The following is a 22,451-nucleotide window of genomic DNA, read 5'->3' on the forward strand; positions in this document are numbered from 1 at the left end:
GGCTGGGCTGTGGCAAGCACCGATCTGCTCTTTGGTCAGCTGGCGAACGCGCCAGGCGGTCCCGTCGAGATCGTTTTTGGCGATGACAGTGGCCTGCCACCTGGCGCCGTCGAGCTGCTGGCCAGCGGCACGATCACCGGTCTGCGCGGCCGCATCGGCGTGCGCGTGGCGACCAGGCTGCGCGCGGCAGGCACTTTGACGGGCCTGCGAGGCAGGATCGAGGTGCGGTTTGATGTGAACGTGGAGCGGCCCGTGGCGGCCACAACCGTGAACGGCTGGCAGAACGCCCGGGGGCTGCAGGCAAGCAACCAGGTTCGGTATGAGCAGGGCCAGCCGATGCAGGCCGCAGTCTTGTCTGTGTGGCAAGACGCCAGCGTTGTTGGCGCCGTGCACCAGGTGCGCTGGCAGCAGGCGCAGCCCCGGGGCGCTGTCGTGCGCCAGGTCATGCAGCAAGCGCAACGCCTGGGCAGCGCCCCAGCACTGCAGCGGTTTGAGGAAGCGACGCGACTGCGCTCCGTGGCACTACAGGTCATGCAGCAGGCCCTGCAGCTCGCAGCGCCCCCAACGCTGCAACGCTTTGAAGACGCCACCCGCCTGCGCAATCTGGTGCGGTCGCGCTTTGAAGAGGCGCAGGGCCGCCACGCCGATGTCCTGGGCCGCTTCGACCATGCGCTGCCGCTGTCTCGCGTGTGGGCCTCGCGGTATGAGGAGGCCCGCAAGCCACCGCCAGGCATCAGCAGGCCCGTGCAGCCGCCTGCCGAAGACCCGTGCTACGTGCCCAGCCTGCCCGCGCATTTGGTGTTTGAAGAGCTGGCCGACAGCAGCCAGCCCGTGGGCTTGGTGTTCGTGTGTGAGCGGCATGGGCCGGGGCCGCAGCCAGGCGAGACCATCGTTGTTCCAGTTCGGAGGACTTACATCGTGATCAACAACATCACCCTGCACCGGGTGGACACGGGCGCCGAGCTGCGCGCCTACAGCTTCAGCATGTCGCTGGACCACCAGTCCTGGACCTGGTCCTGGACGGCAACGCTGCACAGCGATGCCGCAAACCACCTGGGCCGCGACAGTGCGGGCGATCCGGCCGAGCTGGCGGTGTTCGTCAATGGGGTGGAGTTCCGCCTGCGGCTGGAAGCGAAGTCGCGGGACCGGCGTTTCAGCCCCACGCGCTGGGCGGTGTCTGGCAAGGGCAAGGCCTCGGTGCTCGGCTCGGCCGACGCTCCCAAGCAGTCGTTTCGCAACCTGGTGGACCGCACTGCCCAGCAGCTCATGGCCGACGTGCTCACGGTCAATGGCGTACCCATGGGCTGGACGGTGGATTGGGGGCTGGACGACTGGCTGGTGCCTGCTGGGGCTTGGGCGATCCAGGGCACCTACATCGACGCCATCAACGACATCGCAGGGGCCGCAGGCGGCTATGTGCAACCCCACAACACGGCCGCCACGCTGCGGGTGTTGCCGCGCTATCCGCTGGCGCCCTGGTACTGGGACAGCATCACGCCCGACTTTGAGATTCCCGCCGATGCGGCCGAGGTCGAGGGCACCGAGTACATCGACAAGCCCGCCTACAACCGCGTGTTCCTGGGCGGCATAGGCGCCGGGGTGTTTGGTCCGTTCACGCGGACGGGCACAGCAGGCAACGTGATCGCCCCCCAGGTGAACCATGCCCTGATCACCCACCCGGACGCCCATCGCCAGCGCGGTATTGCCGAGCTGTCGGACACCGGCAAGCAAGAGCGCATCACGCTCAACATGCAGGTGCTGCCCGAGACCGGCGTCATCGTGCCAGGCCAATTCGTGCGCTACCTGGGTGACACCCCGGTGATGGGCATCGTGCGCAGCACGGCCATCGATTGGAACCTCCCCCGCCTGCGCCAAACGCTGGAGATCGAGACCCATGCCTAACGCTTATCGGGAGTTCATGGACCTGATGCCAGATCAGCCCCTGGAAGTCGGCGAGATCACTTCCATCGCAGGGGGCGTGGCAATCATCACGCTGCCAGGCGGCGGGGTGCTTCAGGCCCGGGGAGAGGGCACGGCAGGCCAGCGCGTGTTTGTGCGGGCTGGCCTGATTGAAGGAGGTGCACCGACGCTGACGTATGTGTCGGCCGAGGGATAGCAAAAAAGACAGGGCGAGTGCAAGGGGTGCGCTAACACCCCCTGCAAACGCCTCCGCCGTGAGTGAGCACGGCATCGACCAAAGACCCTGCCACCTAGCTAGGCGGGGCTGATCATAGGTGATGCCGACATGCAGGAAGTGAGATGCGGACGGTGCCAGAAGTTGCTGGCCCGAGCCGATGGAATCGTAGAGATCAAGTGCCCGCGCTGCGGGTGCCTGAACCACTGGAGAGCCAGCCCCGCTGATCGCAGCGGGCAGAGCCCCCCACCAGAGCGCCACGAGCGTCACAAAGCAATGTGCAATGACGACGCAAAAAAGCCCTTTGGCATGGCTGGGCGGCAAGAGCCGCTTGGCAGACCGGATCATCGAGAAGATGCCGGTTCACCAGACCTACTGCGAGGTGTTCGCAGGCGCGGCCTGGGTGCTCTTTAAAAAGCCGGAAAGCAAGGTCGAGATCATCAACGACATCAATTCGGACCTCACCAACCTGTACCGGTGCGTGAAGTTCCACCTGGCCGAGCTGGTCACTCAGTTCCGCTGGATGCTGGTGTCGCGTGACGAGTTCGACCGCTTCCTCAAAACGCCTGCCGACACGCTCACGGACATCCAGCGGGCGGCCCGGTTCTTCTACCTGGCGAAGTCCAGCTTTGGCGCCCGGATCGTGAAGCCGACCTACGGCATCTCGGCGACCGGCGCGCCTCGGTTGAATCTGCTGCGGATCGAGGAGGACCTGAGCGAAGCCCATCTGCGCTTGGCGCGGGTGTTCATCGAGAACAAGCCCTACGACCAGGTCATCCAGCGTTTTGACAAGCCGGGGACGTTTTTCTACGTTGACCCGCCGTACTGGGACTGTGAGAAGGACTACGGCGAGGGATTGTTCAGCAAGGATGACTTCGCGCGCCTGGCGTGCCTCCTGGGAGCTGTGAAAGGCAAGTTCATCCTGAGCCTGAATGACACCCCTGGGGTGCGGGAGACCTTCGCGGACTTCCGGATTGAGGCAGTGAAGACCCGGTACAGCATCAGCGGCAGCAGCAAGCAGGAGGCGGCCGAGGTGCTGATCAGCAACTTTAAACTGGCCTAGTGCCAGACAACGGCGGTCTGGCTTGGCTTGCTGGCGGGGCTTTAAAGAGCGGTACTGGGTTCATCGCAACACCACTTTAAAGAGCCCTCAATGATCACCTTCCAAAATGCCAGCGGCCTCGAATTGATTGATGCGGACCAGGAATCGACCGCCTTGGAAACCTATCAAGCCCGGCAGGCCAACATTTCCATCCTTCTGGCCGCGCTGAACGACCGGTTGGCTGTTCATAGCCACAAGGCGGCAAGCAAGCCCAGGCATTGGGGCTACGCAGGTGATTTGCGAAGCGTGCAGGAGGAGCTGGAAAGGATCGTGGCGATGCTGTCCAGCGAGTGAAAAGACCAGTAGCCGGGTTTAAAAGCCGCCTCCGGGCGGCTTTTGTTTGAGACATTCAGCGCCAAAGGCAGCGAAATTTAGCGCCAAAGACGGTGTAAATCAGTGCCAAAGCGCGCGGCGCGCCATTCCAGCACCGACGCCGGCACCATACCCTCACTCATTTTAGGCATTAAACAAGAATTATTCGCATTACAATTCTGAACATACTGCCAGCCAACGTCCCGATACGTCACGTGAGCCAGCGCCCCACTGCGTCTGTTGTCCGCTCACCTTCACCGGGACCTCCATGCTTTCTCAACCCCAGCGCTTGTCACCGCCTGCGCGCTCGCCCTTGCCGCGGCTCAGCCGCGCCCGCCTCTTCACCCTGACCCCGCTGGCCCTGTGCCTCGCCCAAGCCGCCTCGGCACAGCAGGCCAGCGCACCCACTGCAGACCCGGCAACGGCCGCCCCCCAGTTACAGGAAGTCCGCATCAACGCCAGCTCCGAAAAAGACATGGGCTTTGCCCCAGTTGAGGCCCAGACTGCCAGCAAGGCGCCCATGCGACGGCTGGAGACACCGCAGTCGGTCAGCGTCGTCACGCGCGAGCAGATGGAGTCGCGGCAGATCACCAATGTGCAGCAGGCGCTGCAGACCGTGGCGGGCGTGAGTCCCGTCAACTTTGGCCGCCGGGGGTTTGACGACCTCAACATCCGGGGCTTTCGCTCCACCGAATCCATCCTGGTCGATGGCCTGGTGCAAAGCCCGGGCATGTGGGCCAAGCTGCAGCCTTACGGCTACGAGCGCTTCGAAGTCCTCAAGGGCTCGGCGTCGGTGCTCTATGGCCAGGTGCAGCCGGGTGGCATCGTCAACGCGGTGAGCAAGCGGCCCAAGAAGGATGCGATCAACGAGGTGGGCGTGGAAGTGGGCAGCTTCGGCCAGCGCACGCTGCAGGCCGACATCAACCGACCGCTGTCCGAATCCGGCAAGACGGCGCTGCGCATCAACGCACAGGTGTCCAACGCCGACGACCCCACGCAGTTCGTCTACCGCAAGGACCGGTGGTTTGCACCCTCGCTCTCCATCGACCTGGGCGCGCAGACCGACCTGGTGCTGTTTGCCACCTACAGCCAGAGCGAGTGGATGCGCCAGCAGGGCATCACGCCCTACGGCACGCTGCTGCCCAACCGCAACGGCACGCTGTCCCGCACCATGTTCACGGGCGACCCGAGCTTTGGCGTGTACGACGTGGAGAGCACCACGGTGGGCTACGCGCTGGAGCATCGCCTGTCGGATGCCATGACTTTCCGCCAGAACGTGCGCTACGAGACCGAAAAGGGCACGGGCAACTTCGTTTCCAACCAGGCGCTGCAGGCCAACCAGCGGCTGCAGAACCGACAGGCCTCGCGCCAGTACATGGACTACGACCTGCTGGCCACCGACACCTCGCTGCTCTCGCGCTTTGAAGCGCTGGGCGTGAAGCACCAGTTGGTCACGGGCCTGGATGTGCGCAGCGGCACCAGCCTGCTGGCCAGCCGCACCTGCCGCATCGGCGCGCTGGACCTGTTCGCCCCCGTGTATGGCATGCAGGCCACCTGTCCCGAGGCGCTGACCAGCGACGCGCCTTCCAAGCTCGCCGTGGCCGGGCTGTATGCGCAGGACCAGATCAAGTTCGGCCAGGGCTGGACGGCCCTGGTGGGCCTGCGCCGCGACTGGTCCACCAACGACACCAACAACCGCGTGGCCCAAACACAGACGCGCCAGAAGGACAGCGCCACCACGCTGTCGGCCGGCCTGGTGTACGAGTTCAAGCCCGGCTGGGCCGCGTATGGCAGCTATGGCGAATCGTTCCTGCCCCAGTCGGGTCTGACGTTTGCAGGCTCGAACTTCGTGCCCGAAACCGGCAAGCAGTGGGAGGCGGGCGTGAAGTACGAGTCCCCCAACGGCCAGATCACCGGCGCGCTCGCGGTCTTCGACCTGGTGCGCCAGAACGTGACCACCGCCGATCCGGTGAACACGGGCTTCAGCGTGCAGACCGGCGAGCAGCGTGCACGCGGGCTGGAGCTGGAGCTGGGTGCGGACCTGAAGAACGGCTGGAAGATCACCAGCGCCTACACCTACACACAGACCAAGGTCACGCGCGACAACAACGCCGCCATCGTGGGCCTGCCGCTCAACCTCACGCCGCGCCACACACTCACGGCCTGGGCCACCTACAAGCTGCCGCAGTACCCGCGCGTGACGCTGGGCGTGGGCGGGCGCTATGTGAGCGAGCAGATCGGCTCCTACCCGTTCACGCTGCCGTCGTACTTTGTGGCCGATGCGTCCATCAGCTACGTGGGTGAGAACTACCGCATCACGGCGGGGGTGAAGAACCTGTTCGACAAGGCGTACTACGACGGCGCGATCAACGCCAACGTGGTCTCGCCCTCGCTGCCGCGCAACTTCAGCCTGGGCGTGACGTACTTCTTCTGACGCACGGCCCCACCCCCTGATGCCCGCACACCATGACCAGCCAGCGCACACTCAACCGCCTGTTCACCCTGCACTCCTGGGCGGGCATCGTCACGGGGCTGCTGATGTTCATCGTGTGCTTCTCGGGCGCGGTGGTGGTTTTCAAGAACGAAATCGACCTGTGGGCCAACCCGTCACTGGCGCAGCTGCCGCGCTCTGAAAAACCTGCGTCACTCGATGCGGTGCTGGCGCAGCTGCAAACCCGCTACCCCGGCGCCACGGTAGAGACCATTGGGCTGCCCGACGCGGTCAACCCCAACTACTTTGCGTTTGTGCGCGAGCGCGGAGCCCCGGCCAACACGCGCACCAAGGTGGCCTTGCGCTCTGACACGGGCGCGGTGGTGGGCCCGGTGGACAGCCAGCTCGGCCAGTACCTGCGCATGCTGCATGTGTTTTTGTTCTTCGGGCCGCGCTGGATCGTGGGCTTTTTGGGCGTGGCGATGCTGGTGCTGATTGCCACGGGCATCGTCATCCACCGCAAGATCCTGGCCGAGCTGTTCACCCAGCGCTGGGGCCGCAGCTTTCGCGTGGTGATGTCGGACCTGCACAAGTCTGCGGGCATCTGGGGGCTGGGCTTTCACATCCTGATCGCAGCCACGGGCGCCTGGATGGGGCTGGCGCCGCTGTTTGAACAGGGCTTCAAGTACGTGACCACTGGCAGCACAGAAGCGGCAGCCGCCAAACCCGCGCGCAAGGCCGAGGGCAGCGAGCCCGCGCCCATGCAGTCGCTGGATGCGCTCTACGCCACCGCGCAGCAGGCCGTGCCGGGGCTGGAGGCGCGTTATGTGTCGCTGCGCCGCTGGGGCACCAGCACGGCCGAGGCGGGCTTCACCGGCAACCTGCAGGGCCACTTGGCCAGCACCGCGCGGGTGGACATCCATGCCGCCACGGGCGTGCCGAAGAAGGTGCACGACCCGCGCACGGCGGGCTTCTGGTCGCTGGTCAATGGGCTCATGGAGCCCCTGCACTTTGGCGACTTTGGCGGGCTGGCGCTCAAGTGGCTGTACTTCTTGCTGGGCATGACGCCCGCGTTCTTGTCGATCTCGGGCACGCTGATCTGGCTGGATGCACGCCAGCAGCGCAGGCGCGAGGCCGACGCTGCACAGCCAGCCTCTGAAGAGGTTGCGGCAGCGGGCTGACCTGCTTTAACCCATCGCTCACGTCTCATTTTTTCAACCGCTCTGCCATGCACCGCTTCTATCTGGCCCTGCACGCCACCATGCCCGCCGCACTCGCCGTGGTGGTGCTGGTGCATCTGTGGGGGCCACCGGGCTTGGCCCCGCTGGCGCAGCGGCCCGTATGGACGGTGTGGGTGCTCATCGGCGTGTGGCTGTTGTTGTCGGCCCTGGCCGCGTGGGAGCTGCGCACGCTGGCGCTGTGGCGTGTGGCGCTGGGGGGCGCGGGCGCGCTGCTGGCCCTGGCGGGCCTTGCCGGGCTGGCGCTGGGCAGCGCACAAGGCCCGGCGATGTTGATCAGCCTGGGCGTTGTGGGCTTGGGCTGCGGCGCCATTGCGGCTTTTGTAGGGCCGGGGCGCGTGCAAGCGCCCCGACGCAAATCCGCGCGTCACGCCGCGGCCTCTGCAGGCGCAGCAACGCATGCACCCGCAGCGCGTCAGCATCGGCATTTGCGTGGCTGGGGCCGCTGGCTGGCACCCGCCCATGGCCCGTTTTGGTTGAGCGGCGTGCTGGCGGTGGAGTCGTTCCGGCTGGCGCACATCGTGGCCACCGAGCCCGCGCGCTCGTCAGGCATGCTGGGCCTGCTGATCGCCTTTTTTGTGGCCCTGCCCGCTGCCACGCTGCGCCATTGGGCGCCCCACACTTCCATGGGGCTGTGGGTATTGGCCGTGCTGGCCTACGGTGGTCTGGCGGCCAAGGCCGGGCTGTGGCAGTGGGCGGCAGCAGCGGGGCTGTGCGTGCTGGCCGCTGCGGTGCCCCTATTGCGAAAGCGGGGCCGGGTGGTACTCCCATCGCGCAGCCTGCCCAGCCACGCCACCGAACTCCACCGCACGTAGATCGCATGAACCCGGAACTCATGGCCGCCAGTGCCGCGCTGGCTTCGCTGATGGCGCTGACGCACTGGGCGCAGTGCGTAGCCACACGCGCCTGGGGCGATGGCCTGCAGGGGCTGGCGCGCAAGCGCGCCTGGGCCACAGCGCTGATAACACTGTTGCTGCAGACCGTGACCGCCGTGGCGGCAACAGGGCCCGCAGCAGGCACGGCACTGGTGGTGTCTGCATGGATGATTCTGGGCTGGCTGCTGGTGCTGGGCATGAACCAGTGGCCAACGGCGGCGCGGCGCTGGGCAATGCGGCTGGGGGCTTTGGGGTGTTCGGGGTGTTTGATGGCGCTGGGCGTCGTGGGGCTGCGTACCGTGGGTTGAGCCAGCCTTTTAGTCCCGAAAGGCCCCAAGCGCTCAACTATCATGCGCATTCAGCTATCTATTCAATAGCACATTCCGCACGGCACAATCGCGGGCATGGACCCATCCCTGCTCAACGCCCCCTGGGTGAACACCTTGCGTCTCGTTCTGGAGGTGGCCGCCACCGTGGCGTTCGCACTGTCGGGCGTGATGGCCGCCGCACGCAAGCGTCTGGATGCTGTGGGCGTATGTGTCGTGGCCTTTGTGGCTGCGTTTGGCGGGGGCACGCTGCGCGACCTGTTGCTGGACCAGCGGCCCTTCTTCTGGATCCGCCACACCGAATTTGTGTGGGGCATTCTGGCTCTGTGCATTGGCGCCATGCTGTTCATGCGCCAGCGGCACTTTGAGCCCACCGAACGCGCCATGCTGCTGCCCGATGCCATCGGCCTGGGCTTGTTCGCCGCCGTGGGTCTGGACATTGCCACCGCCATCGGCATGCCCCCCATCATCGGCGTGATGATGGGGGTGATCACCGGCGTGTTTGGCGGTGTGCTGCGCGACGTGCTGTGCAACGAGGTGCCCCAGGCCTTCAGCGACCACCGGCCCTACGCCCTGTGCGCATTTGCCGGTGGCTGGGCCGACGTGGCCCTGCGCCACCTGCAGGCGCCGGATTGGGCGCCGCTGGTGGCCTGCGTGGTGCTCACGGCCGGGCTGCGCGGGCTGGCGGTGTGGCGCAACTGGGATCTACCCGCCTGGCGGGTGTGACAGGCGCATATAGCCGTGCCGAGCAAGGCTGGCGCGCCTGTGACAGCATCAGGGGCCCGGGGCCCGCACACTGGCCCCCGTCCGACTGCAGGAGACACACCACAATGACCACAGCTCCCACGCCCGCCCACCTGCTTGCAACGGCCCTCATCGACAGCGACGCCCCTGCCGTCCAGGCCTTTGCTGCCCAGCACGCACGCGGCACCACCGACCGCGAGCGCGCCGTGGCCCTGTACCTCGCCGTGCGCGACGGCTTTCGCTACGACCCTTACCGCATCGACCTCTCGCCCCAGGGCATGACTGCCAGCACCGTGCTGGCCAACGGCTACGGCTGGTGCGTGCCCAAGGCCGCACTACTCACCGCTGTGTGCCGCGCAGCGGGCATCCCCGCGCGCATGGGCTTTGCCGACGTGCGCAACCACCTCAGCACTGAGCGCATGCGCGAGACCATGAAGACCGACCTCTTCATCTGGCACGGCTACACCGACATCTGGCTCGATGGCGCCTGGCGCAAGGCCACACCGGCCTTCAACATCGAGCTGTGCGAGCGCTTTGGCCTGCTGCCCCTGGAGTTCGATGGCGAGAACGATTCCATCTACCACCCGTTCGACAAGTCGGGCGCACGCCACATGGAATACGTGCACCAGCGCGGCGCGTTTGACGACATGCCGCTCGCGCAGATCGTGGCGGACTTTCGCACGGTGTACAGCGGCTGGCTGCAGGGCGACGCCACGCGCAGCAGTCTGCAGGACGCCAGTTTTGCCAACGACATTGAAAAGGAAGCCCGCTGATGACGCACGCCCCCGAGAACGCCACCACTGCCCCCATTCCCGAGGGCTTTGCCCCGCTGGTGGCGGGCGGCCCTTACATCCAGCACAACGGCCCGCTGTATGTGCTGCACCAGGGCAAAGTGGTGAAGTTCGGCTTTCGCGTGGAGCCGCGCCACACCAACCCCATGGGCAACCTGCACGGCGGCATGATGGCCACCTTTTGCGACATGCTGGTGCCCCTGTCGGTGCACCGCAAAAGCGACCAGGTGTCGAACCGCTTCCTGCCCACCATCAGCCTGCAGATTGACTACCTGGCCCCTGCCCCGCTGGGTGCCTGGGTGGAGGGCGAGGCCGAGCCGCTGCGCATCACGCGCTCGCTGGTGTTTGCACAGGGCCTGGTCACCGCCGACGGCGTGCCGTGTGCGCGGGTGAGCGGGGTGTTCAAGATCGGGCCTGAGGTGCCCAGCAACGCGGTGGAGTGAGCGGCCCTGGGCAGCAAGCCCAAGGCCCAAGCGCGCAAACTGATCCGCACCGCTCAGGCGGTGCCCAGCGCGCCCACCACAAACTCCACAAACCGCGCCAGCTTGGGCAACTGCCGCCGGTCGGGCGCATACACCAGATGCACCGGGCGCGGCGCAGGCAGGCAGTGCTGCATCACCGGCACCAGCGCACCGCTGGCCAGGTCGTCGGCCAATAGCACCTCGGGCTGCATGATGAGGCCCAGGCCGCGCAGTGCCGCCTGGCGCAGGCCATCGCCCTGGTTGCACACAAAGCGCGCGTTCTCAGGCCAGAAGAACTCCTCCTTGCCATCGCGCAGCGTCCATTCCACCCGGCGCTGCCACACCGAGTGGCTCAGGCACTGGTGCTGCGCCAGGTCGGCCGCGCGCATGGGCGTGCCGTAGCGCTGCAGGTAAGCGGGTGCGGCGGCAATCACCATGCGGTAGGGACGCAGCGGGCGCGCCACCAGGCCCTCGTTCACCACCTGGCCAATGCGCACGGCCACGTCAAAGCCCTCGCCTGCCAAATCCACCACGCTGTCGGTGAGCTGCAGGTCCACACGCACCTGGTCGTGGCGCTGCAGAAAGTCGGCCACCAGCGGTGCGATCACGTGGTTGCCCAGCGTGAACGGCGCACTCACCCGCAGCAGGCCCTGGGGCACGGCGCGGCTGCGCTCCACGGCCGACTCGGCCCAGCGCACCTGCTCCAGCACGCGTTTGCTGTCTTCGTAGAACGCAGCACCCACCTCGGTCAGGCTGTTCTGGCGCGTGCTGCGCTGGAACAGGCGCGCGCCCAGGTGGGCTTCGAGCTGCTGGATGTGTTTGCCCACCATCACGGCGGATATCTGCAGCTGGCGCGCGGCGGCGGCAAAGCTGCCCGCCTCCACCACCGCCACCATGACTTCCATGTTGCGCAGCTTGTCCATGACAACCCCCTCAATTACTAATCAATAGTTAGTTCAAGCATAACTTGCAGCCTCTTTATGAATTGATTGATTAGCAAAAGAATCGGACTGTCAGTTCCTCATCAACCCCTTTTGACACCCAAGGAAAACACCATGTCCAAGATTCTTCTCATCGGCGCCAGTGGCACCATCGGCCAAGCCGTGCTGGCCAACCTGGGCACACGCCACGACGTGATCACCGTGGGCCGCAGCAGCGGCACACACCGTGCAGACTTCTCGCAGCCAGGCTCGGTCGCCCAACTGTTCGAGGCCGTGGGCAAGGTGGATGCCATCGTGAGCACGGCGGGCAATCTGCACTTTGGCCCGCTGCCAGAGATGACGGCCGAGCAGTTCAACATCGGCCTGCAAGACAAGCTGCTGGGCCAGGTGCAACTGGCGCTGGTGGGCCAGAAATACCTGAACGATGGCGGCTCCATCACGCTCACGGCGGGCATCCTGTCGGTCGAGCCCATCCGCAACGGCGCCAATGCCACGGCGGTGAACGCGGCCATCGAGGGCTTTGTGGCCGCCGCCGCCATCGAGCTGCCGCGCGGCCTGCGCATCAACGCCATCAGCCCCACGGTACTGACCGAGTCGATGGGCAGCTACGGGCCGTTCTTCCCGGGGTTCGAGCCGGTGCCCGCTGCACGCGTGGCGCTGGCCTACCAGCGCAGCGTGGAAGGCGCGCAGACGGGGCGTGTGTACCGGGTGCAGTGATCCTGCCGACCCGAATGTGAAACAAAAATAGCTGCTACCGCCCGATGCATGAGCGGTAGCAGCTATCAATCTGGTAGCTACAAAAAATCTTGGTAGCGCTCAGTCCAGGCTCGCCCCAGATTCCTTCACGACCTTGCCCCACTTCACCGACTCGGCCTGGATGAAGGCTGCAAACTGCTCGGGCGTTTCGCTGTACGTCTCGGCGCCCTGTTCGTTGATTTTCTTCTTCACATCGGCCTGGTTCAGCACCTTGACCAGTGCGCCATTGAGCTTGGCCAGCACTGGCGCAGGCGTGCCCGCAGGTGCAAACATGCCGAACCACGACGTGGCTTCGTAGCCGGGCACGCCAGCTTCGGCGATGGTCGGCACATTGGGCAGCTCGGGCGAGCGCTTGGCGGTGGTCACTGCAATGGGCACCAGCTTGCCGCTGCGCACATGCTGGATGGCCGAGGGCATGTTGTCGAACATGATGCCGATCTGGTTGCCCAGCAGGTCGGTCACGGCGGGGGCGCTGCCCTTGTAGGGCACGTGCACCATGTCCACCTTGGCGAGGCTCTTGAACAGCTCGCCCGACAGGTGGATGGAGCTGCCGTTGCCCGACGAGCCAAAGTTGACCTTGCCGGGGTTGGCCTTGGCGTAGGCGATCAGTTCCTTCACCGTCTTGTAGGGCTGCGCGGGGTTGGCCACCAACAGATTGGGCACATTGGCCACGCGCGTCAGCGGCGCGAAGTCCTTGATGGGGTCAAACGGCATCTTCTTGTACAGGCTGGCGTTGATGGCATGGGTGCCCACCGTGCCCATGAACAGGGTGTAGCCATCCGCCGGGGCCTTGGCCGCCATGGCGCCGCCGATGTTGCCGCCCGCGCCCGCGCGGTTGTCCACGATGACCGACTGGCCGAGTTCCGTGGTCAGCGCCTGGCCGATGATGCGCGCCAGGATGTCGGTGGTGCCGCCTGCGGCAAAGGGCACGACGATGGTGACAGGCTTGCTCGGGTAGGCCTGGGCCAGTGCGGCGCTGCTGCCCAGCAGGCCCGCACCTGCGATCGCGGCAATGCCCGCGCAGGCAGCGGCCGACAGCGCGAAACGGCGGGTGGTTTGGATGGAACGGGTCATGGTTTGTCTCCTTCAAGAAGGTGGATGAAAGGGGTCTCACGGACGCGACATCCGGCCGCGCCGTGGCCTCAACCGGGCGCCGAGGCCTCCGGGCGAGAACAGGGGTGCGCCCCTTGCAGGGCGGCAGGGAAGATCAGTTCAGGTTGTCAAACAGGCGCCACTCCCAGCGTGGTGCCTCCGCACACGTACAACACCTGCCCGGTCACGAAACCGTTGTCGGGCGAGAGGAAAAACAGCGCTGCGCGCGCCACGTCGTCGGGCGTGCCCATGCGGCCCACGGCGATGCTGTTCAGGATGCGCTGCGTCTGCGGCGCTCCGTCGGGGTTGCTCTGGCGGAAGAGTTCGGTGGCGATGGGCCCGGGGCCGATGGCGTTGACCGTGATGCCGTCGCGGCCCAGCTCCATGGCCAGCGTGCGTGTCATGCCGATCATTCCGGCCTTGGTGGCCGAATACACGATGCGCTCGCCCTTACCCAGCGCGGCGCGCGAGGACATGTTGACGACGCGGCCCTGGCCGCTGGCGCGCAACGTGGGCAGAAAGGCCTGCACCAGCAGCATCGGTGCACGCAGGTGCAGGCCCACCACGTCATCGAGCTGCGCGGTGGTCGCGGTATCGATGGTGCCGGGGCGCGTGGCGCCCGCGTTGTTCACCAGCGCCGTGACGTTGTGCTTGGCCGCAATCTCGGCCGCACGTTCCCGGGTCGATGCCTCGTCGGTCAGGTCGCCCTGGTACGAGGTGAGTTGAGGGTGGCTCCAGCTGGGCCGCACGTAGTCCAGATTGACCACGGCGTGGCCTTGGGCCAGCACGGCTTCGGCAATCGCGCGGCCGATGCCGTTGCTGGCACCGGTGATGACGGTGACCGGCGTGGGGTTGCGCTCAATCACGGTCACACGCGCTCCAGGATCACGGCAATGCCCTGGCCCACGCCGATGCACATGGTGCACAGCGCGTACTGGCCGGCGTGCTCGTGCAGGCGGTTGACGGCGGTGGTGACCAGGCGCGCGCCGCTGGCGCCCAGCGGGTGGCCCAGCGCAATGGCGCCGCCCCAGGCGTTCACGCGGGCGTCGTCGTCCTTCAAGCCCAGCGCACGCAGCACGGCCAGGCCTTGCGCGGCAAAGGCTTCGTTCAACTCGATCACGTCCATGTGATCGATGGTCAGGCCCGTTTGCGCCAGCACCTTCAGCGTGGCGGGCGTGGGGCCAAAGCCCATGATGCGCGGCGCCACACCGGCCACGGCCATGCCCACCACGCGGGCGCGGGGCTTGAGGCCGTACTTGGCGGCGTTGGCTTCATCGGCCAGCAGCAGCGCGCAGGCGCCGTCGTTCACGCCGCTGGCGTTGCCCGCCGTCACCGTGCCGTCAGGCCGCACCACGCCCTTGAGCTTGGCCAGCGCTTCCAGGCTGGTCTCGCGGGGGTGTTCGTCCTGGCTAACGATGATGGCGTCGCCCTTTTTCTGCGGGATGTGCACGGGCACGATCTCGCGCGCCAGGTGGCCGGCCTTGATGGCGGCCACGGCGTTGAGCTGGCTGCGCAGGGCCATCTGGTCCTGGGCTTCGCGCTCGATCTTGAAGTCCGTCGCCACGTTCTCGGCGGTTTCGGGCATCGAATCCACGCCGTACTTTTCCTTCATCAGCTTGTTGATGAAGCGCCAGCCGATGGTGGTGTCATACACCGCGTTGTTGCGGCTGAAGGCCGACTCGGCCTTGGGCATGACGAAGGGCGCGCGGCTCATGCTTTCCACACCGCCCGCGATCATCAGGCCCGCCTCGCCCGCCTTGATGGCGCGCGCTGCGGTGCCCACAGCATCGAGCCCCGAGCCGCACAGGCGGTTGATGGTGGCGCCGGGCACGTCGATGGGCAGGCCCGCCAGCAGGCTGCTCATGTGGGCCACGTTGCGGTTGTCTTCGCCGGCCTGGTTGGCGCAGCCGTAGAGCACGTCGGTCACAGCGGCCCAGTCCACGCCGGGGTTGCGGTCCATCAGCGCCTTGATGGGGATGGCACCCAGGTCATCGGTGCGCACGCTGGAGAGCGCGCCGCCGTAGCGGCCGAAGGGTGTGCGGATGGCGTCGCAGATGAAGGCTTGGCGTTGTGGGCTCATGGTTTTGTCTCCTCGTTTCTAGGGGTTGAATTCAGGCGGCTGCACGGATGGGCAGGCCCACCAGTTGCTCCAGCTCAGCGTGCGACAGGCCGGGCACGGTGTCGATGAGCTGCAGCCCGGTGGGTGTGCAGGCCAGTGTGCACAGATCGGTGTAGATGCGCTTCACGCACGCGACACCGGTGAGCGGGTAGGTGCATTGCGTGACGATCTTGCTCGCGCCCTGCTTGGTCAGCAGGTCCATCATCACCCAGGTCTGCTTGGCGCCGATGGCCAGGTCCATGGCCCCGCCCACGGCGGGGATGGCGCCGGGCTCGCCGGTGCTCCAGTTGGCGAGGTCGCCCGTGGCCGACACCTGGAACGCGCCCAGCACGCAGATGTCGAGGTGGCCGCCGCGCATCATCGCGAAGCTGTCGGCGTGGTGGAAGTACGCACCGCCGGGCAGCAGCGTGACGGGCTGCTTGCCCGCGTTGATCAGGTCGTAGTCCTCCAGCCCCGCAGCGGGCGCCGGGCCCATGCCCAGAATGCCGTTTTCGCTTTGCAGGATGACCTCGCGGCCCTCGGGGATGTGGTTGGCAACCAGGGTCGGCTGGCCGATGCCCAGGTTGACGTAGGCACCGTCGTGGATGTCTTGCGCCACGCGTTTCGCCAGTTCGTCTTTACTACGCTTTTGATAGCTACTCACGCTTACTCCTCAGGCGGTAGGTGCCAATTTCATGCTGATTTTTTGAATCCACCCGCCTGCGTGGCCGTGCGCGCGATCTTCACGACATGGCTCACGTAGATGCCGGGCGTGACGATGGCTTCGGGGTCCAGCGCGCCCAGCTCCACCACCTCGTGCACGGTGGCAATCGTGGTCTTGGCGGCGGTGGCCATCACGGGGCCAAAGTTGCGCGCCGACATGCGGTAGGTCAGGTTGCCCCAGCGGTCGCCCTTCTCGGCCTTGATCAGGGCCACGTCGCCGTGGATGGGGTACTCCAGCACGTAGTGTTTGCCATTGATCTCGCGCGTCTCCTTGCCCGCCGCCAATTCGGTGCCATAGGCCGTGGGGCAGAAGAAAGCGCCGATGCCCGCGCCCGCAGCGCGCAGGCGCTCGGCCAGATTGCCCTGGGGCACCAGTTCCAGCTCCAGCTTGCCACTGCGATACAGGCCGTCGAACACGTAGCTATCGACCTGGCGCGGAAAACTGCAAATGATCTTGCGCACCTGCCCGGCCTTGAGCAGCGCGGCCAGGCCCTGATCGGCATTGCCTGCGTTGTTGTTGACCACCGTGAGGTCACGCGCCCCCTGGGCGATGAGGCCATCGATCAGCTCGCCCGGAATGCCGGCCGTGCCGAACCCGCCTATCAACACCGTGGCACCATCCTTCACCCCCGCAAGGGCTTGGGCCACCGAGTCCGCCAGTTTGTTGATCATTGCAACGCTTTCTTGGTTTCTCTGTTGTCTCTTTGAAATTTGTTCGCATATAGAACAAATGTTCGCTTAAAGAATTATAGTTGGCATACGTATGAATTCCCAAACCCCTGAGGCCAAAGACCCCAAACCGAGCGACAGCTATGTGCAGTCGTTCGCGCGCGGGCTGGAGGTGATCCGCTCGTTCAGCGCGGCCACGCCGCAGCAAACCTTGAGTGAAGTCGCCGCGCAGACGGGCCTGACCCGCGCAGGCGCGCGCCGGATCCTGCTCACGCTGCAGACGCTGGGCTATGTGGAGACGGACGGCAAGCTGTTTCGCCTGAGCCCGCGCATCCTGGACCTGGGGTTTGCATACCTGTCCTCGCTGCCCATCTGGAACCTGGCCGAGCCGGTGATGGAAGACCTCGTGGAAGAGGTGCGCGAGTCGTCATCGGCCGCCGTGCTCGACGGCCTGGACATCGTCTATGTGCTGCGCGTGCCCACGCACAAGATCATGCGCACCACGCTGGGCGTGGGCTCGCGCCTGCCCGCGTGCTGGACCTCCATGGGCCGCATGCTGCTGGCCGGGTTGCCGGATGATGAATTGCAAGCCCGGCTGGAGGACCACCCCCTGCAGCGCTTTACCGAGCACACCACCACGGATATGGAGGCGCTGCTGGCGCACATCCGTCAGGCGCGGCAGCAAGGCTGGTGCCTGGTGAACCAGGAGCTGGAAGAGGGATTGATTTCGATTGCTGCGCCGCTGACCAACCGCACGGGGCAGACAGTGGCCGCGCTCAACATCAGCGGTCAGGCCAATCGCACAAGTGCGGCCATGATGCGGGAGAGCCTGCTGCCCGCGCTGCTGAGTGCGGCGCGGACTATCTCGCGCATGATGGGGGCGCCAAGAGGATAGGCGCCTATGGATGAACCGAACATCCCGAACGGGAGTTGGGGTCACCCATCGCGACGAGCGCCTGAAACTGAAGCTCCAACGCTCGTCTTACGTGGATAGGGCAAGGGCCGGAGCCGCAACCCCAGCCGCTCGCCACGACGGGTGAACGGTGGGTGAAATCAGTTCTTGCGAAAGCCGAGCACCAACACCACGCCGCCCAGCACCATCGCGCCCAGGCTCATCCACTGCGGAATGTTGACGGACTCTTTTTCCTTCACGGTGAGTTCCAGCGGCCCCAGCTTGGCCTGGGTGGTGTCCTTGGTAAAGCTGAAGCCACCGGTCAAAAACCCGGCCAGGCCCAGCACCAACAGCAGCACACCCACAATTCGCATTGCCTTCATGACAGTTCTCCCAACGTGCCGGGTTTTGAGGACTGCGACAAAGGGGACCCGGCTCCCTGCTTTGCGCCAGCCCAATGTAGGTGCGCGAACCCGCCGCCCGCGTAGGACGCCGCCCCGGCACTCTGTAGCGCGCCGGCGCGACCCGCACGGCCCTGGCCTCGCCCTCACCACCCCTGCGCATGCCAGGCCCTTGCCCTGCGTGCTACCCTCACGCTCCATGTTCAGCCCCTCCCAAGCCGATGTGCGCCGCTTTCTGTGCGGCGTGCACGCCAAGACCCAGAGCGGCGCCCCCATGGAAGCCATCGAAACTTTGGCCAGCCTGTGGATCGCCGAGCACCCCGAATACCACGCCGACCTGTCGGATGTCGACGCCGCCGTGGCGCGCAACTACGACGAAACACCGGACCAGACCAATCCGTTTTTGCACCTGTCGATGCACCTGTCGATCAGCGAACAGTGCAGCATCGACCAGCCCCGCGGCATCCGCCAGGCGGTGGAGTTGCTGACAGCACGCCTCGACTCGCTGCACGACGCACACCACGCCGCCATGGACTGCCTGGGCGAGATGCTGTGGGAAAGCCAGCGCTCCGGCCGACCGCCGGATGGCAATGCCTACATTGCCGCCGTGCAACGCCGCGCCACGCGCGATTGATCCAGCAAGCCTCTGAGAAAGCGACAAAGGCCAGCGCCCCATGGGCACTGGCCTTTGTTTTGGGTGGTGAAAGCCCTTCGGGGACGATCAAGCCGTTTCGTAATGCGTCTGGCGCTCTTCCATCGCCTTCCAGCCAATCACTTCCTTGAAGTCGGCCATGCTGGTCTGTCCACAGGGCAAACCGTCCACATCGCCCGTGCGACGTGCCGACAGCGTCGCCAGATTCTTCTGCAAAGCATGCACCGTGCTCATCAGCGTCACCACCGGGTAGGTCGCAAAGGCTGCCACCTCTTCGATCTGCGACCGCGTCAGGCGCGACATCCACAGCCCCTGCATGAGCTGCAGCGACAGGCGGCGGCCCGAGGCATTGCGCAAGCGCACCAAATCCTCATAGCCCTTGAAGGTGCGCGAGATGGGCTGGATCAGGTCCGCACCGGCCTCGGCAAAACGCACGGCACGCTCGATAGCCTCCTCGGGGTCGGCCACATCGGTGCGGGCCACGATCAGGAAGTCCGGGTCATGGCGGGCATCCACCGCTGCCTTGATGCGCGCTACAGCGTCGGGGATGGAGACCACGGGCGTCACGGCCGCCGCCGCCGGGCAGCGCTTGGGACTGATCTGGTCTTCGATCGAGATCGCAGCCACACCCGCCTTCTCGAACTCACGCACTGTACGGGCAACGTTGATGACGTTGCCGTAGCCGGTGTCGGCATCTGCAAACACCGGTTTCTTCACCACATTGACGATGTTGTGCACCACGCCCACGTTTTCGGTCAACGTGTAGACCTCCATGTCTGGCTGGCCCAGCAAGGATGCCGAGATGCCAAAGCCGGTGGTGAAAATCCCGTCAAAGTCCGACTGGTCCACCAGCAGGGCCGACAGGGCGTCTTGCGCGCCCGCCATCCAGAAGGTCGGGCCTGACTGGATGCGCGCACGCAGCTGTTGTCGCAAGCTCTTGGTCATGGTCAGGTCCTCAGCGCTTCACAGGGTCGATATAGCTGCCCATGGACACGAACTTCTGGTCCTTGAGTTCCATCAGCGCCACGCCTGTTTGGCCGCGCCGCGCATAACCACCAGCACTGATAGGCTGGAAGGTGATCTTGGGGCCGATCTTCTGGTCAAAATCCTTCATGCCATCTAGCTCAGCAACCACCTTGGCACGGCTGGGCTCGGCACCGGCACGCTTCAGCGCCTCGACGGTCACAGCGGCCGACGAATAGCCCATCAGCGCCATCGACGTGGGTGCCGACTTGGGGTACAGCTTGGCGTAGCGCTGGAAGAACGACTGGATGGCCGGGTTGTTGCCGTCCACCGCGTCGTAGTACGAAGCCACGTACAGCTTGGACTGCGTCTTGCCCAGCAGCTCGATGAATTTGGGGTCGTTGAGCCCGCCCGCACCGAACACCGTAGGCTTCCAGCCCAGTTTTTCGGCACCGCGGAAGAACTGCACGGCCTCCTGACCCAGCGCGTAGACGATGACTACATCGGGCTCGGCCTGCTTGAGCTTGAACACCTGCGAGGTAAGGTCGGTCGCAAACCGCTCGAAGGTCTGCGCCTCAACCAGCTTCATGCCGTGCTTTTCCATGCGCTGCACGGCAATGTCGTAGGCTGGCTTGCCCCAGCCGTCGTTCTGGTAAAGCATCGCGATCTTCTTGGCCTTGAGCACCTCGACCGCATGGTCGATGTAGGCCGCCGTCTCGGTGGACTGGGGCGATGGCAGCACGTACAGCAGGTCGCGCGGCGGGTTGGAGGTCAGGTCCGAGATGCTCAGCGCGCCGATGGTGGGCACCTTCTTGGTGGAGCTGTATTCGTAGGCGCTGATGTTGGTGGCGTGGCCGATATTGCCCACCATGGCAAACACCTTGTCGCGCTCGACCAGCAGCTTCGCATTGGCCACTGACTTGGCGGGCTTGAGCTCGTCGTCATAGGTGATGAGCTTGATCTTGCGGCCGTTGACGCCGCCTTGCTCGTTGACCATGTCGAAGTAGGTGCGCATGCCTTCGTCCACGGCCTTGCCCATGTAGGCCAGCGTGCCCGACAGCGGCTGCGAGGAGCCCAGAACGATCTCCTGGGTCAGCACACCTTCGTCCTTGTTCTCGAAAGCCTGCGCGCCCAGCGTGGTCGCCATCAGGCAGCTTGCTGCAGCGGCAGCCAGCAGCGTACGGCGTGGAATGAAGTGACGCATGGTTTGTCTCCTGTGTTTATCGGTGGGAAGGGAACATGGGAAAAGGAACTTGGGGTCTGGGCCAGTGATCAGCCACCCAGGTAAGCGCGGCGGATGTCTTCATTGCCCGCCAGCTCGGCGGCCGGGCCTTGCATCACCACGCGGCCGGTTTCAATGACGTAGCCATCGTCAGAAATGTCGAGCGCAATGTCGGCGTCTTGTTCCACGATGAGCAGCGTGAGGTTTTCACGGTCGCGGATGTCGCGTAGCGTCTCAAAAATCGCGTCTTTTAGGATGGGCGCAACGCCCATGGAGGGCTCGTCCAGCATCAGCAGGCGTGGCTTGGCAAGCAGGCCCCGGGCAATGGCCAGCATCTGCTGCTCGCCGCCGGACAGGGTTCCGGCGCGGGACGTGATGCGTTCCTTGAGCCGGGGGAAATAACCCAGCACCCGGTCGATGTCGTCGCGCACCTCGGCGGCGGGACGCGTGTAGCCGCCCAGTACCAGGTTGTCGCGCACCGTAAGCTGCGCAAAAACCATGCGGCCTTGCGGCACATGGGCAATGCCGCGCCGCACCAGCGCTTCGGCAGGCACGTTGGCAATGGACTGGCCATCAAAAATGGCTTGGCCCTCACTGACCGGCAGCAGGCCCGATAGCGCACGCATCAACGTGGTCTTGCCGGCCCCATTGGCGCCCAGCACGCACACGATGCGGGCCTGCGGCACACGCAGGCTGACGCCGTGTAGCGCGCGGATCTTGCCGTAGCCCGCGCTCAGGTTGTCCACGCTCAGCAGTGCGGGTGTATTGGATGTCTCAACGCCGTTTGCCACTCTTGCCTCCTCCGAGATACGCCTCAACCACGGCGGGATGGTTTTCGATTTCTCTGGGTGTGCCCTGTGCCAGAAACGCGCCGTTGTGCATCACAGTGATCGTGTCCGAGATGGACATCACCAGCGGCATGCTGTGCTCGATGAGCAGCAGCGTCGCTTGCGTGCTGGCCTGCAGCCGCTTGAGCGTTTCACCCAGGGCGTCGATCTCGCGGTTGTTCATGCCCGCAGCGGGCTCGTCCAGCAACATCAGGCGCGGTTCCAATGCCATGGCACGGGCCAGCTCCACCAGCTTTTGCGTGCCATAGGGCAGGTCACGCACCACGGCGTGGGCATGGGCTTGCAGGTTGAGCTTCTCCAACACGATCTCCACACGCTCGCGTTCCGTGCGCTCCTCGCGGCGCTGGCGCGGCAGGCCCAGCAAAGCCTCCGCCAGCGTCGCACGCATGGCCATCGAGCGGGCAATCAGCACGTTGTCGAATACGGTCAGTTCAGCAAATAACTCCAGGTTCTGGAACGTGCGGGCGATGCCCAGCCGCGCCACCTGGTGGGCTTTGCAGCCCAGCAGCTCCACATCACCGGAAGCCGTGCGGTAGCGCATAGCGCCTTGCTGGGGCGTGTAGAAGCGGCTGATGCAATTGAGCATCGTCGTCTTGCCAGCGCCGTTGGGGCCAATGAGTGCGTGCACCGTGCCGGGCATCACGTCAAAGCTCACGTCCTGCACGGCTACGATGCCGCCGAACGCCATGCGCACACCCTGGATGCTGAGCAACGGCGTTGGTCGGCCGGATGCTGCCGATACCGGCGCCTGCGACGGCAAGGTCTTGTGGTCCATTACCC

The 22,451-nt window shown here is 65.5% G+C and carries 26 protein-coding genes; 15 read left to right on the forward strand and 11 right to left on the reverse strand.

All coding sequences use genetic code 11. The features are described 5' to 3' along the window. The first annotated feature begins 9 nt into the window (after positions 1 to 9). The 12 genes from ACOYR4_RS18675 (at position 10) to ACOYR4_RS18730 (ending at position 10,396) form a co-directional block, all read left to right on the forward strand. Positions 10 to 1,902 (forward strand): hypothetical protein, encoded by a 1,893-nt coding sequence (locus ACOYR4_RS18675; protein ID WP_422847639.1) that lies wholly within the window; start codon positions 10 to 12, stop codon positions 1,900 to 1,902. Then, positions 1,895 to 2,116: a hypothetical protein gene (locus ACOYR4_RS18680; protein ID WP_422847640.1), complete on the forward strand. Its 222-nt coding sequence runs from the start codon at positions 1,895 to 1,897 to the stop codon at positions 2,114 to 2,116. Before ACOYR4_RS18675 ends, ACOYR4_RS18680 begins: the two co-directional genes overlap by 8 nt. Positions 2,117 to 2,245: 129 nt before the next feature. After that, positions 2,246 to 2,548 (forward strand): Com family DNA-binding transcriptional regulator, encoded by a 303-nt coding sequence (locus ACOYR4_RS18685; protein ID WP_422847641.1) that lies wholly within the window; start codon positions 2,246 to 2,248, stop codon positions 2,546 to 2,548. Further along, entirely contained in the window at positions 2,439 to 3,197 is a 759-nt protein-coding gene (locus ACOYR4_RS18690; RefSeq protein ID WP_422849688.1) for a DNA adenine methylase, read from the forward strand. The genes ACOYR4_RS18685 and ACOYR4_RS18690 overlap by 110 nt, the downstream gene beginning before the upstream one ends. Positions 3,198 to 3,287: 90 nt before the next feature. Beyond that, on the forward strand, positions 3,288 to 3,530 hold the full coding sequence (locus ACOYR4_RS18695) for a hypothetical protein (RefSeq protein WP_422847642.1): 243 nt from the start codon (positions 3,288 to 3,290) through the stop codon (positions 3,528 to 3,530). Between the two features lie 286 nt (positions 3,531 to 3,816). Next, the gene (locus ACOYR4_RS18700) at positions 3,817 to 5,982 is read left to right on the forward strand and encodes a TonB-dependent siderophore receptor (protein ID WP_422847643.1); all 2,166 of its coding nucleotides are present in this window, start codon (positions 3,817 to 3,819) and stop codon (positions 5,980 to 5,982) included. A gap of 32 nt (positions 5,983 to 6,014) precedes the next feature. Beyond that, on the forward strand, positions 6,015 to 7,160 hold the full coding sequence (locus tag ACOYR4_RS18705) for a PepSY-associated TM helix domain-containing protein (protein WP_422847644.1): 1,146 nt from the start codon (positions 6,015 to 6,017) through the stop codon (positions 7,158 to 7,160). A 47-nt stretch (positions 7,161 to 7,207) separates the two neighbouring features. After that, entirely contained in the window at positions 7,208 to 8,032 is an 825-nt protein-coding gene (locus ACOYR4_RS18710; protein ID WP_422847645.1) for a hypothetical protein, read from the forward strand. A 5-nt stretch (positions 8,033 to 8,037) separates the two neighbouring features. Then, positions 8,038 to 8,400: a hypothetical protein gene (locus tag ACOYR4_RS18715; protein ID WP_422847646.1), complete on the forward strand. Its 363-nt coding sequence runs from the start codon at positions 8,038 to 8,040 to the stop codon at positions 8,398 to 8,400. A 96-nt stretch (positions 8,401 to 8,496) separates the two neighbouring features. Further along, the gene (locus ACOYR4_RS18720; RefSeq protein WP_422847647.1) at positions 8,497 to 9,144 is read left to right on the forward strand and encodes a trimeric intracellular cation channel family protein; all 648 of its coding nucleotides are present in this window, start codon (positions 8,497 to 8,499) and stop codon (positions 9,142 to 9,144) included. Between the two features lie 104 nt (positions 9,145 to 9,248). Further along, complete coding sequence (locus ACOYR4_RS18725; RefSeq protein WP_422847648.1) at positions 9,249 to 9,935, forward strand: transglutaminase-like domain-containing protein; 687 nt, start codon at positions 9,249 to 9,251, stop codon at positions 9,933 to 9,935. Further along, positions 9,935 to 10,396 carry a PaaI family thioesterase gene (locus ACOYR4_RS18730; protein WP_422847649.1) on the forward strand — a complete coding sequence of 154 codons (462 nt, stop codon included), beginning with the start codon at positions 9,935 to 9,937 and terminating at the stop codon, positions 10,394 to 10,396. Before ACOYR4_RS18725 ends, ACOYR4_RS18730 begins: the two co-directional genes overlap by 1 nt. Positions 10,397 to 10,449: 53 nt before the next feature. On the opposite strand, the gene ACOYR4_RS18735 is transcribed toward ACOYR4_RS18730, so the two are convergent. Continuing rightward, positions 10,450 to 11,337 (reverse strand): LysR family transcriptional regulator, encoded by an 888-nt coding sequence (locus ACOYR4_RS18735; RefSeq protein WP_422847650.1) that lies wholly within the window; start codon positions 11,335 to 11,337, stop codon positions 10,450 to 10,452. Positions 11,338 to 11,469: 132 nt separating this feature from the next. Here ACOYR4_RS18735 and ACOYR4_RS18740 point away from each other — a divergent pair, with 132 nt between their 5' ends. After that, on the forward strand, positions 11,470 to 12,072 hold the full coding sequence (locus ACOYR4_RS18740) for a short chain dehydrogenase (protein ID WP_422847651.1): 603 nt from the start codon (positions 11,470 to 11,472) through the stop codon (positions 12,070 to 12,072). 99 nt (positions 12,073 to 12,171) lie between these two features. Here ACOYR4_RS18740 and ACOYR4_RS18745 read toward each other — a convergent pair whose 3' ends face one another. From ACOYR4_RS18745 to ACOYR4_RS18765, 5 genes are all read right to left on the reverse strand, one after another. Then, positions 12,172 to 13,185: a Bug family tripartite tricarboxylate transporter substrate binding protein gene (locus ACOYR4_RS18745; protein ID WP_422847652.1), complete on the reverse strand. Its 1,014-nt coding sequence runs from the start codon at positions 13,183 to 13,185 to the stop codon at positions 12,172 to 12,174. A 146-nt stretch (positions 13,186 to 13,331) separates the two neighbouring features. After that, entirely contained in the window at positions 13,332 to 14,075 is a 744-nt protein-coding gene (locus ACOYR4_RS18750) for an SDR family NAD(P)-dependent oxidoreductase (protein ID WP_422847653.1), read from the reverse strand. Beyond that, a complete protein-coding gene (gene pcaF / locus ACOYR4_RS18755) occupies positions 14,072 to 15,283 on the reverse strand; it encodes a 3-oxoadipyl-CoA thiolase (protein WP_422847654.1) in 1,212 nt (403 codons plus the stop codon). Before pcaF ends, ACOYR4_RS18750 begins: the two co-directional genes overlap by 4 nt. A 31-nt stretch (positions 15,284 to 15,314) precedes the next feature. Next, positions 15,315 to 15,965 carry a 3-oxoacid CoA-transferase subunit B gene (locus ACOYR4_RS18760; RefSeq protein WP_422847655.1) on the reverse strand — a complete coding sequence of 217 codons (651 nt, stop codon included), beginning with the start codon at positions 15,963 to 15,965 and terminating at the stop codon, positions 15,315 to 15,317. A 29-nt stretch (positions 15,966 to 15,994) separates the two neighbouring features. Then, positions 15,995 to 16,696 carry a 3-oxoacid CoA-transferase subunit A gene (locus ACOYR4_RS18765; protein WP_422847656.1) on the reverse strand — a complete coding sequence of 234 codons (702 nt, stop codon included), beginning with the start codon at positions 16,694 to 16,696 and terminating at the stop codon, positions 15,995 to 15,997. Positions 16,697 to 16,787: 91 nt separating this feature from the next. Between ACOYR4_RS18765 and ACOYR4_RS18770 the strand changes: the two genes are divergently transcribed. Further along, on the forward strand, positions 16,788 to 17,588 hold the full coding sequence (locus tag ACOYR4_RS18770) for an IclR family transcriptional regulator (RefSeq protein ID WP_422847657.1): 801 nt from the start codon (positions 16,788 to 16,790) through the stop codon (positions 17,586 to 17,588). A gap of 158 nt (positions 17,589 to 17,746) precedes the next feature. On the opposite strand, the gene ACOYR4_RS18775 is transcribed toward ACOYR4_RS18770, so the two are convergent. Beyond that, entirely contained in the window at positions 17,747 to 17,968 is a 222-nt protein-coding gene (locus tag ACOYR4_RS18775) for a hypothetical protein (protein WP_015015527.1), read from the reverse strand. A gap of 217 nt (positions 17,969 to 18,185) precedes the next feature. Between ACOYR4_RS18775 and ACOYR4_RS18780 the strand changes: the two genes are divergently transcribed. After that, positions 18,186 to 18,620, forward strand: coding sequence for a DUF1841 family protein (locus ACOYR4_RS18780; RefSeq protein WP_422847658.1), 435 nt, complete (start codon positions 18,186 to 18,188; stop codon positions 18,618 to 18,620). A gap of 87 nt (positions 18,621 to 18,707) precedes the next feature. Here ACOYR4_RS18780 and ACOYR4_RS18785 read toward each other — a convergent pair whose 3' ends face one another. The 4 genes from ACOYR4_RS18785 to ACOYR4_RS18800 form a co-directional block, all read right to left on the reverse strand. Continuing rightward, positions 18,708 to 19,583 carry an isocitrate lyase/PEP mutase family protein gene (locus tag ACOYR4_RS18785; RefSeq protein WP_015015529.1) on the reverse strand — a complete coding sequence of 292 codons (876 nt, stop codon included), beginning with the start codon at positions 19,581 to 19,583 and terminating at the stop codon, positions 18,708 to 18,710. Positions 19,584 to 19,593: 10 nt separating this feature from the next. Then, positions 19,594 to 20,805, reverse strand: a complete 1,212-nt coding sequence (locus tag ACOYR4_RS18790; protein WP_422847659.1) for an ABC transporter substrate-binding protein — start codon at positions 20,803 to 20,805, stop codon at positions 19,594 to 19,596. Between the two features lie 68 nt (positions 20,806 to 20,873). Next, positions 20,874 to 21,614: an ABC transporter ATP-binding protein gene (locus ACOYR4_RS18795; RefSeq protein ID WP_422847660.1), complete on the reverse strand. Its 741-nt coding sequence runs from the start codon at positions 21,612 to 21,614 to the stop codon at positions 20,874 to 20,876. Next, positions 21,598 to 22,446, reverse strand: a complete 849-nt coding sequence (locus tag ACOYR4_RS18800) for an ABC transporter ATP-binding protein (RefSeq protein WP_422847661.1) — start codon at positions 22,444 to 22,446, stop codon at positions 21,598 to 21,600. The genes ACOYR4_RS18795 and ACOYR4_RS18800 overlap by 17 nt, the downstream gene beginning before the upstream one ends. Positions 22,447 to 22,451 lie beyond the last annotated feature (5 nt).

The organism is Acidovorax sp. M14 (assembly GCF_049331375.1).
In the GTDB taxonomy this organism is placed as follows: Bacteria; Pseudomonadota; Gammaproteobacteria; order Burkholderiales; family Burkholderiaceae_C; genus Acidovorax.

Excerpts from the sequence above, each read along its gene's own strand:
- ACOYR4_RS18680 (WP_422847640.1), top strand. The coding sequence starts at position 1,895 with ATGCCTAACGCTTATCGGGAGTTCATGGACCTGATGCCAGATCAGCCC.
- ACOYR4_RS18685 (WP_422847641.1), top strand. The coding sequence starts at position 2,246 with ATGCAGGAAGTGAGATGCGGACGGTGCCAGAAGTTGCTGGCCCGAGCC.
- ACOYR4_RS18695 (WP_422847642.1), top strand. The coding sequence starts at position 3,288 with ATGATCACCTTCCAAAATGCCAGCGGCCTCGAATTGATTGATGCGGAC.
- ACOYR4_RS18700 (WP_422847643.1), top strand. The coding sequence starts at position 3,817 with ATGCTTTCTCAACCCCAGCGCTTGTCACCGCCTGCGCGCTCGCCCTTG.
- ACOYR4_RS18705 (WP_422847644.1), top strand. The coding sequence starts at position 6,015 with ATGACCAGCCAGCGCACACTCAACCGCCTGTTCACCCTGCACTCCTGG.
- ACOYR4_RS18710 (WP_422847645.1), top strand. The coding sequence starts at position 7,208 with ATGCACCGCTTCTATCTGGCCCTGCACGCCACCATGCCCGCCGCACTC.
- ACOYR4_RS18715 (WP_422847646.1), top strand. The coding sequence starts at position 8,038 with ATGAACCCGGAACTCATGGCCGCCAGTGCCGCGCTGGCTTCGCTGATG.
- ACOYR4_RS18720 (WP_422847647.1), top strand. The coding sequence starts at position 8,497 with ATGGACCCATCCCTGCTCAACGCCCCCTGGGTGAACACCTTGCGTCTC.
- ACOYR4_RS18725 (WP_422847648.1), top strand. The coding sequence starts at position 9,249 with ATGACCACAGCTCCCACGCCCGCCCACCTGCTTGCAACGGCCCTCATC.
- ACOYR4_RS18730 (WP_422847649.1), top strand. The coding sequence starts at position 9,935 with ATGACGCACGCCCCCGAGAACGCCACCACTGCCCCCATTCCCGAGGGC.
- ACOYR4_RS18735 (WP_422847650.1), bottom strand. The coding sequence starts at position 11,337 with ATGGACAAGCTGCGCAACATGGAAGTCATGGTGGCGGTGGTGGAGGCG.
- ACOYR4_RS18740 (WP_422847651.1), top strand. The coding sequence starts at position 11,470 with ATGTCCAAGATTCTTCTCATCGGCGCCAGTGGCACCATCGGCCAAGCC.
- ACOYR4_RS18745 (WP_422847652.1), bottom strand. The coding sequence starts at position 13,185 with ATGACCCGTTCCATCCAAACCACCCGCCGTTTCGCGCTGTCGGCCGCT.
- pcaF (WP_422847654.1), bottom strand. The coding sequence starts at position 15,283 with ATGAGCCCACAACGCCAAGCCTTCATCTGCGACGCCATCCGCACACCC.
- ACOYR4_RS18765 (WP_422847656.1), bottom strand. The coding sequence starts at position 16,696 with ATGATCAACAAACTGGCGGACTCGGTGGCCCAAGCCCTTGCGGGGGTG.
- ACOYR4_RS18770 (WP_422847657.1), top strand. The coding sequence starts at position 16,788 with ATGAATTCCCAAACCCCTGAGGCCAAAGACCCCAAACCGAGCGACAGC.
- ACOYR4_RS18775 (WP_015015527.1), bottom strand. The coding sequence starts at position 17,968 with ATGAAGGCAATGCGAATTGTGGGTGTGCTGCTGTTGGTGCTGGGCCTG.
- ACOYR4_RS18780 (WP_422847658.1), top strand. The coding sequence starts at position 18,186 with ATGTTCAGCCCCTCCCAAGCCGATGTGCGCCGCTTTCTGTGCGGCGTG.
- ACOYR4_RS18785 (WP_015015529.1), bottom strand. The coding sequence starts at position 19,583 with ATGACCAAGAGCTTGCGACAACAGCTGCGTGCGCGCATCCAGTCAGGC.
- ACOYR4_RS18790 (WP_422847659.1), bottom strand. The coding sequence starts at position 20,805 with ATGCGTCACTTCATTCCACGCCGTACGCTGCTGGCTGCCGCTGCAGCA.
- ACOYR4_RS18800 (WP_422847661.1), bottom strand. The coding sequence starts at position 22,446 with ATGGACCACAAGACCTTGCCGTCGCAGGCGCCGGTATCGGCAGCATCC.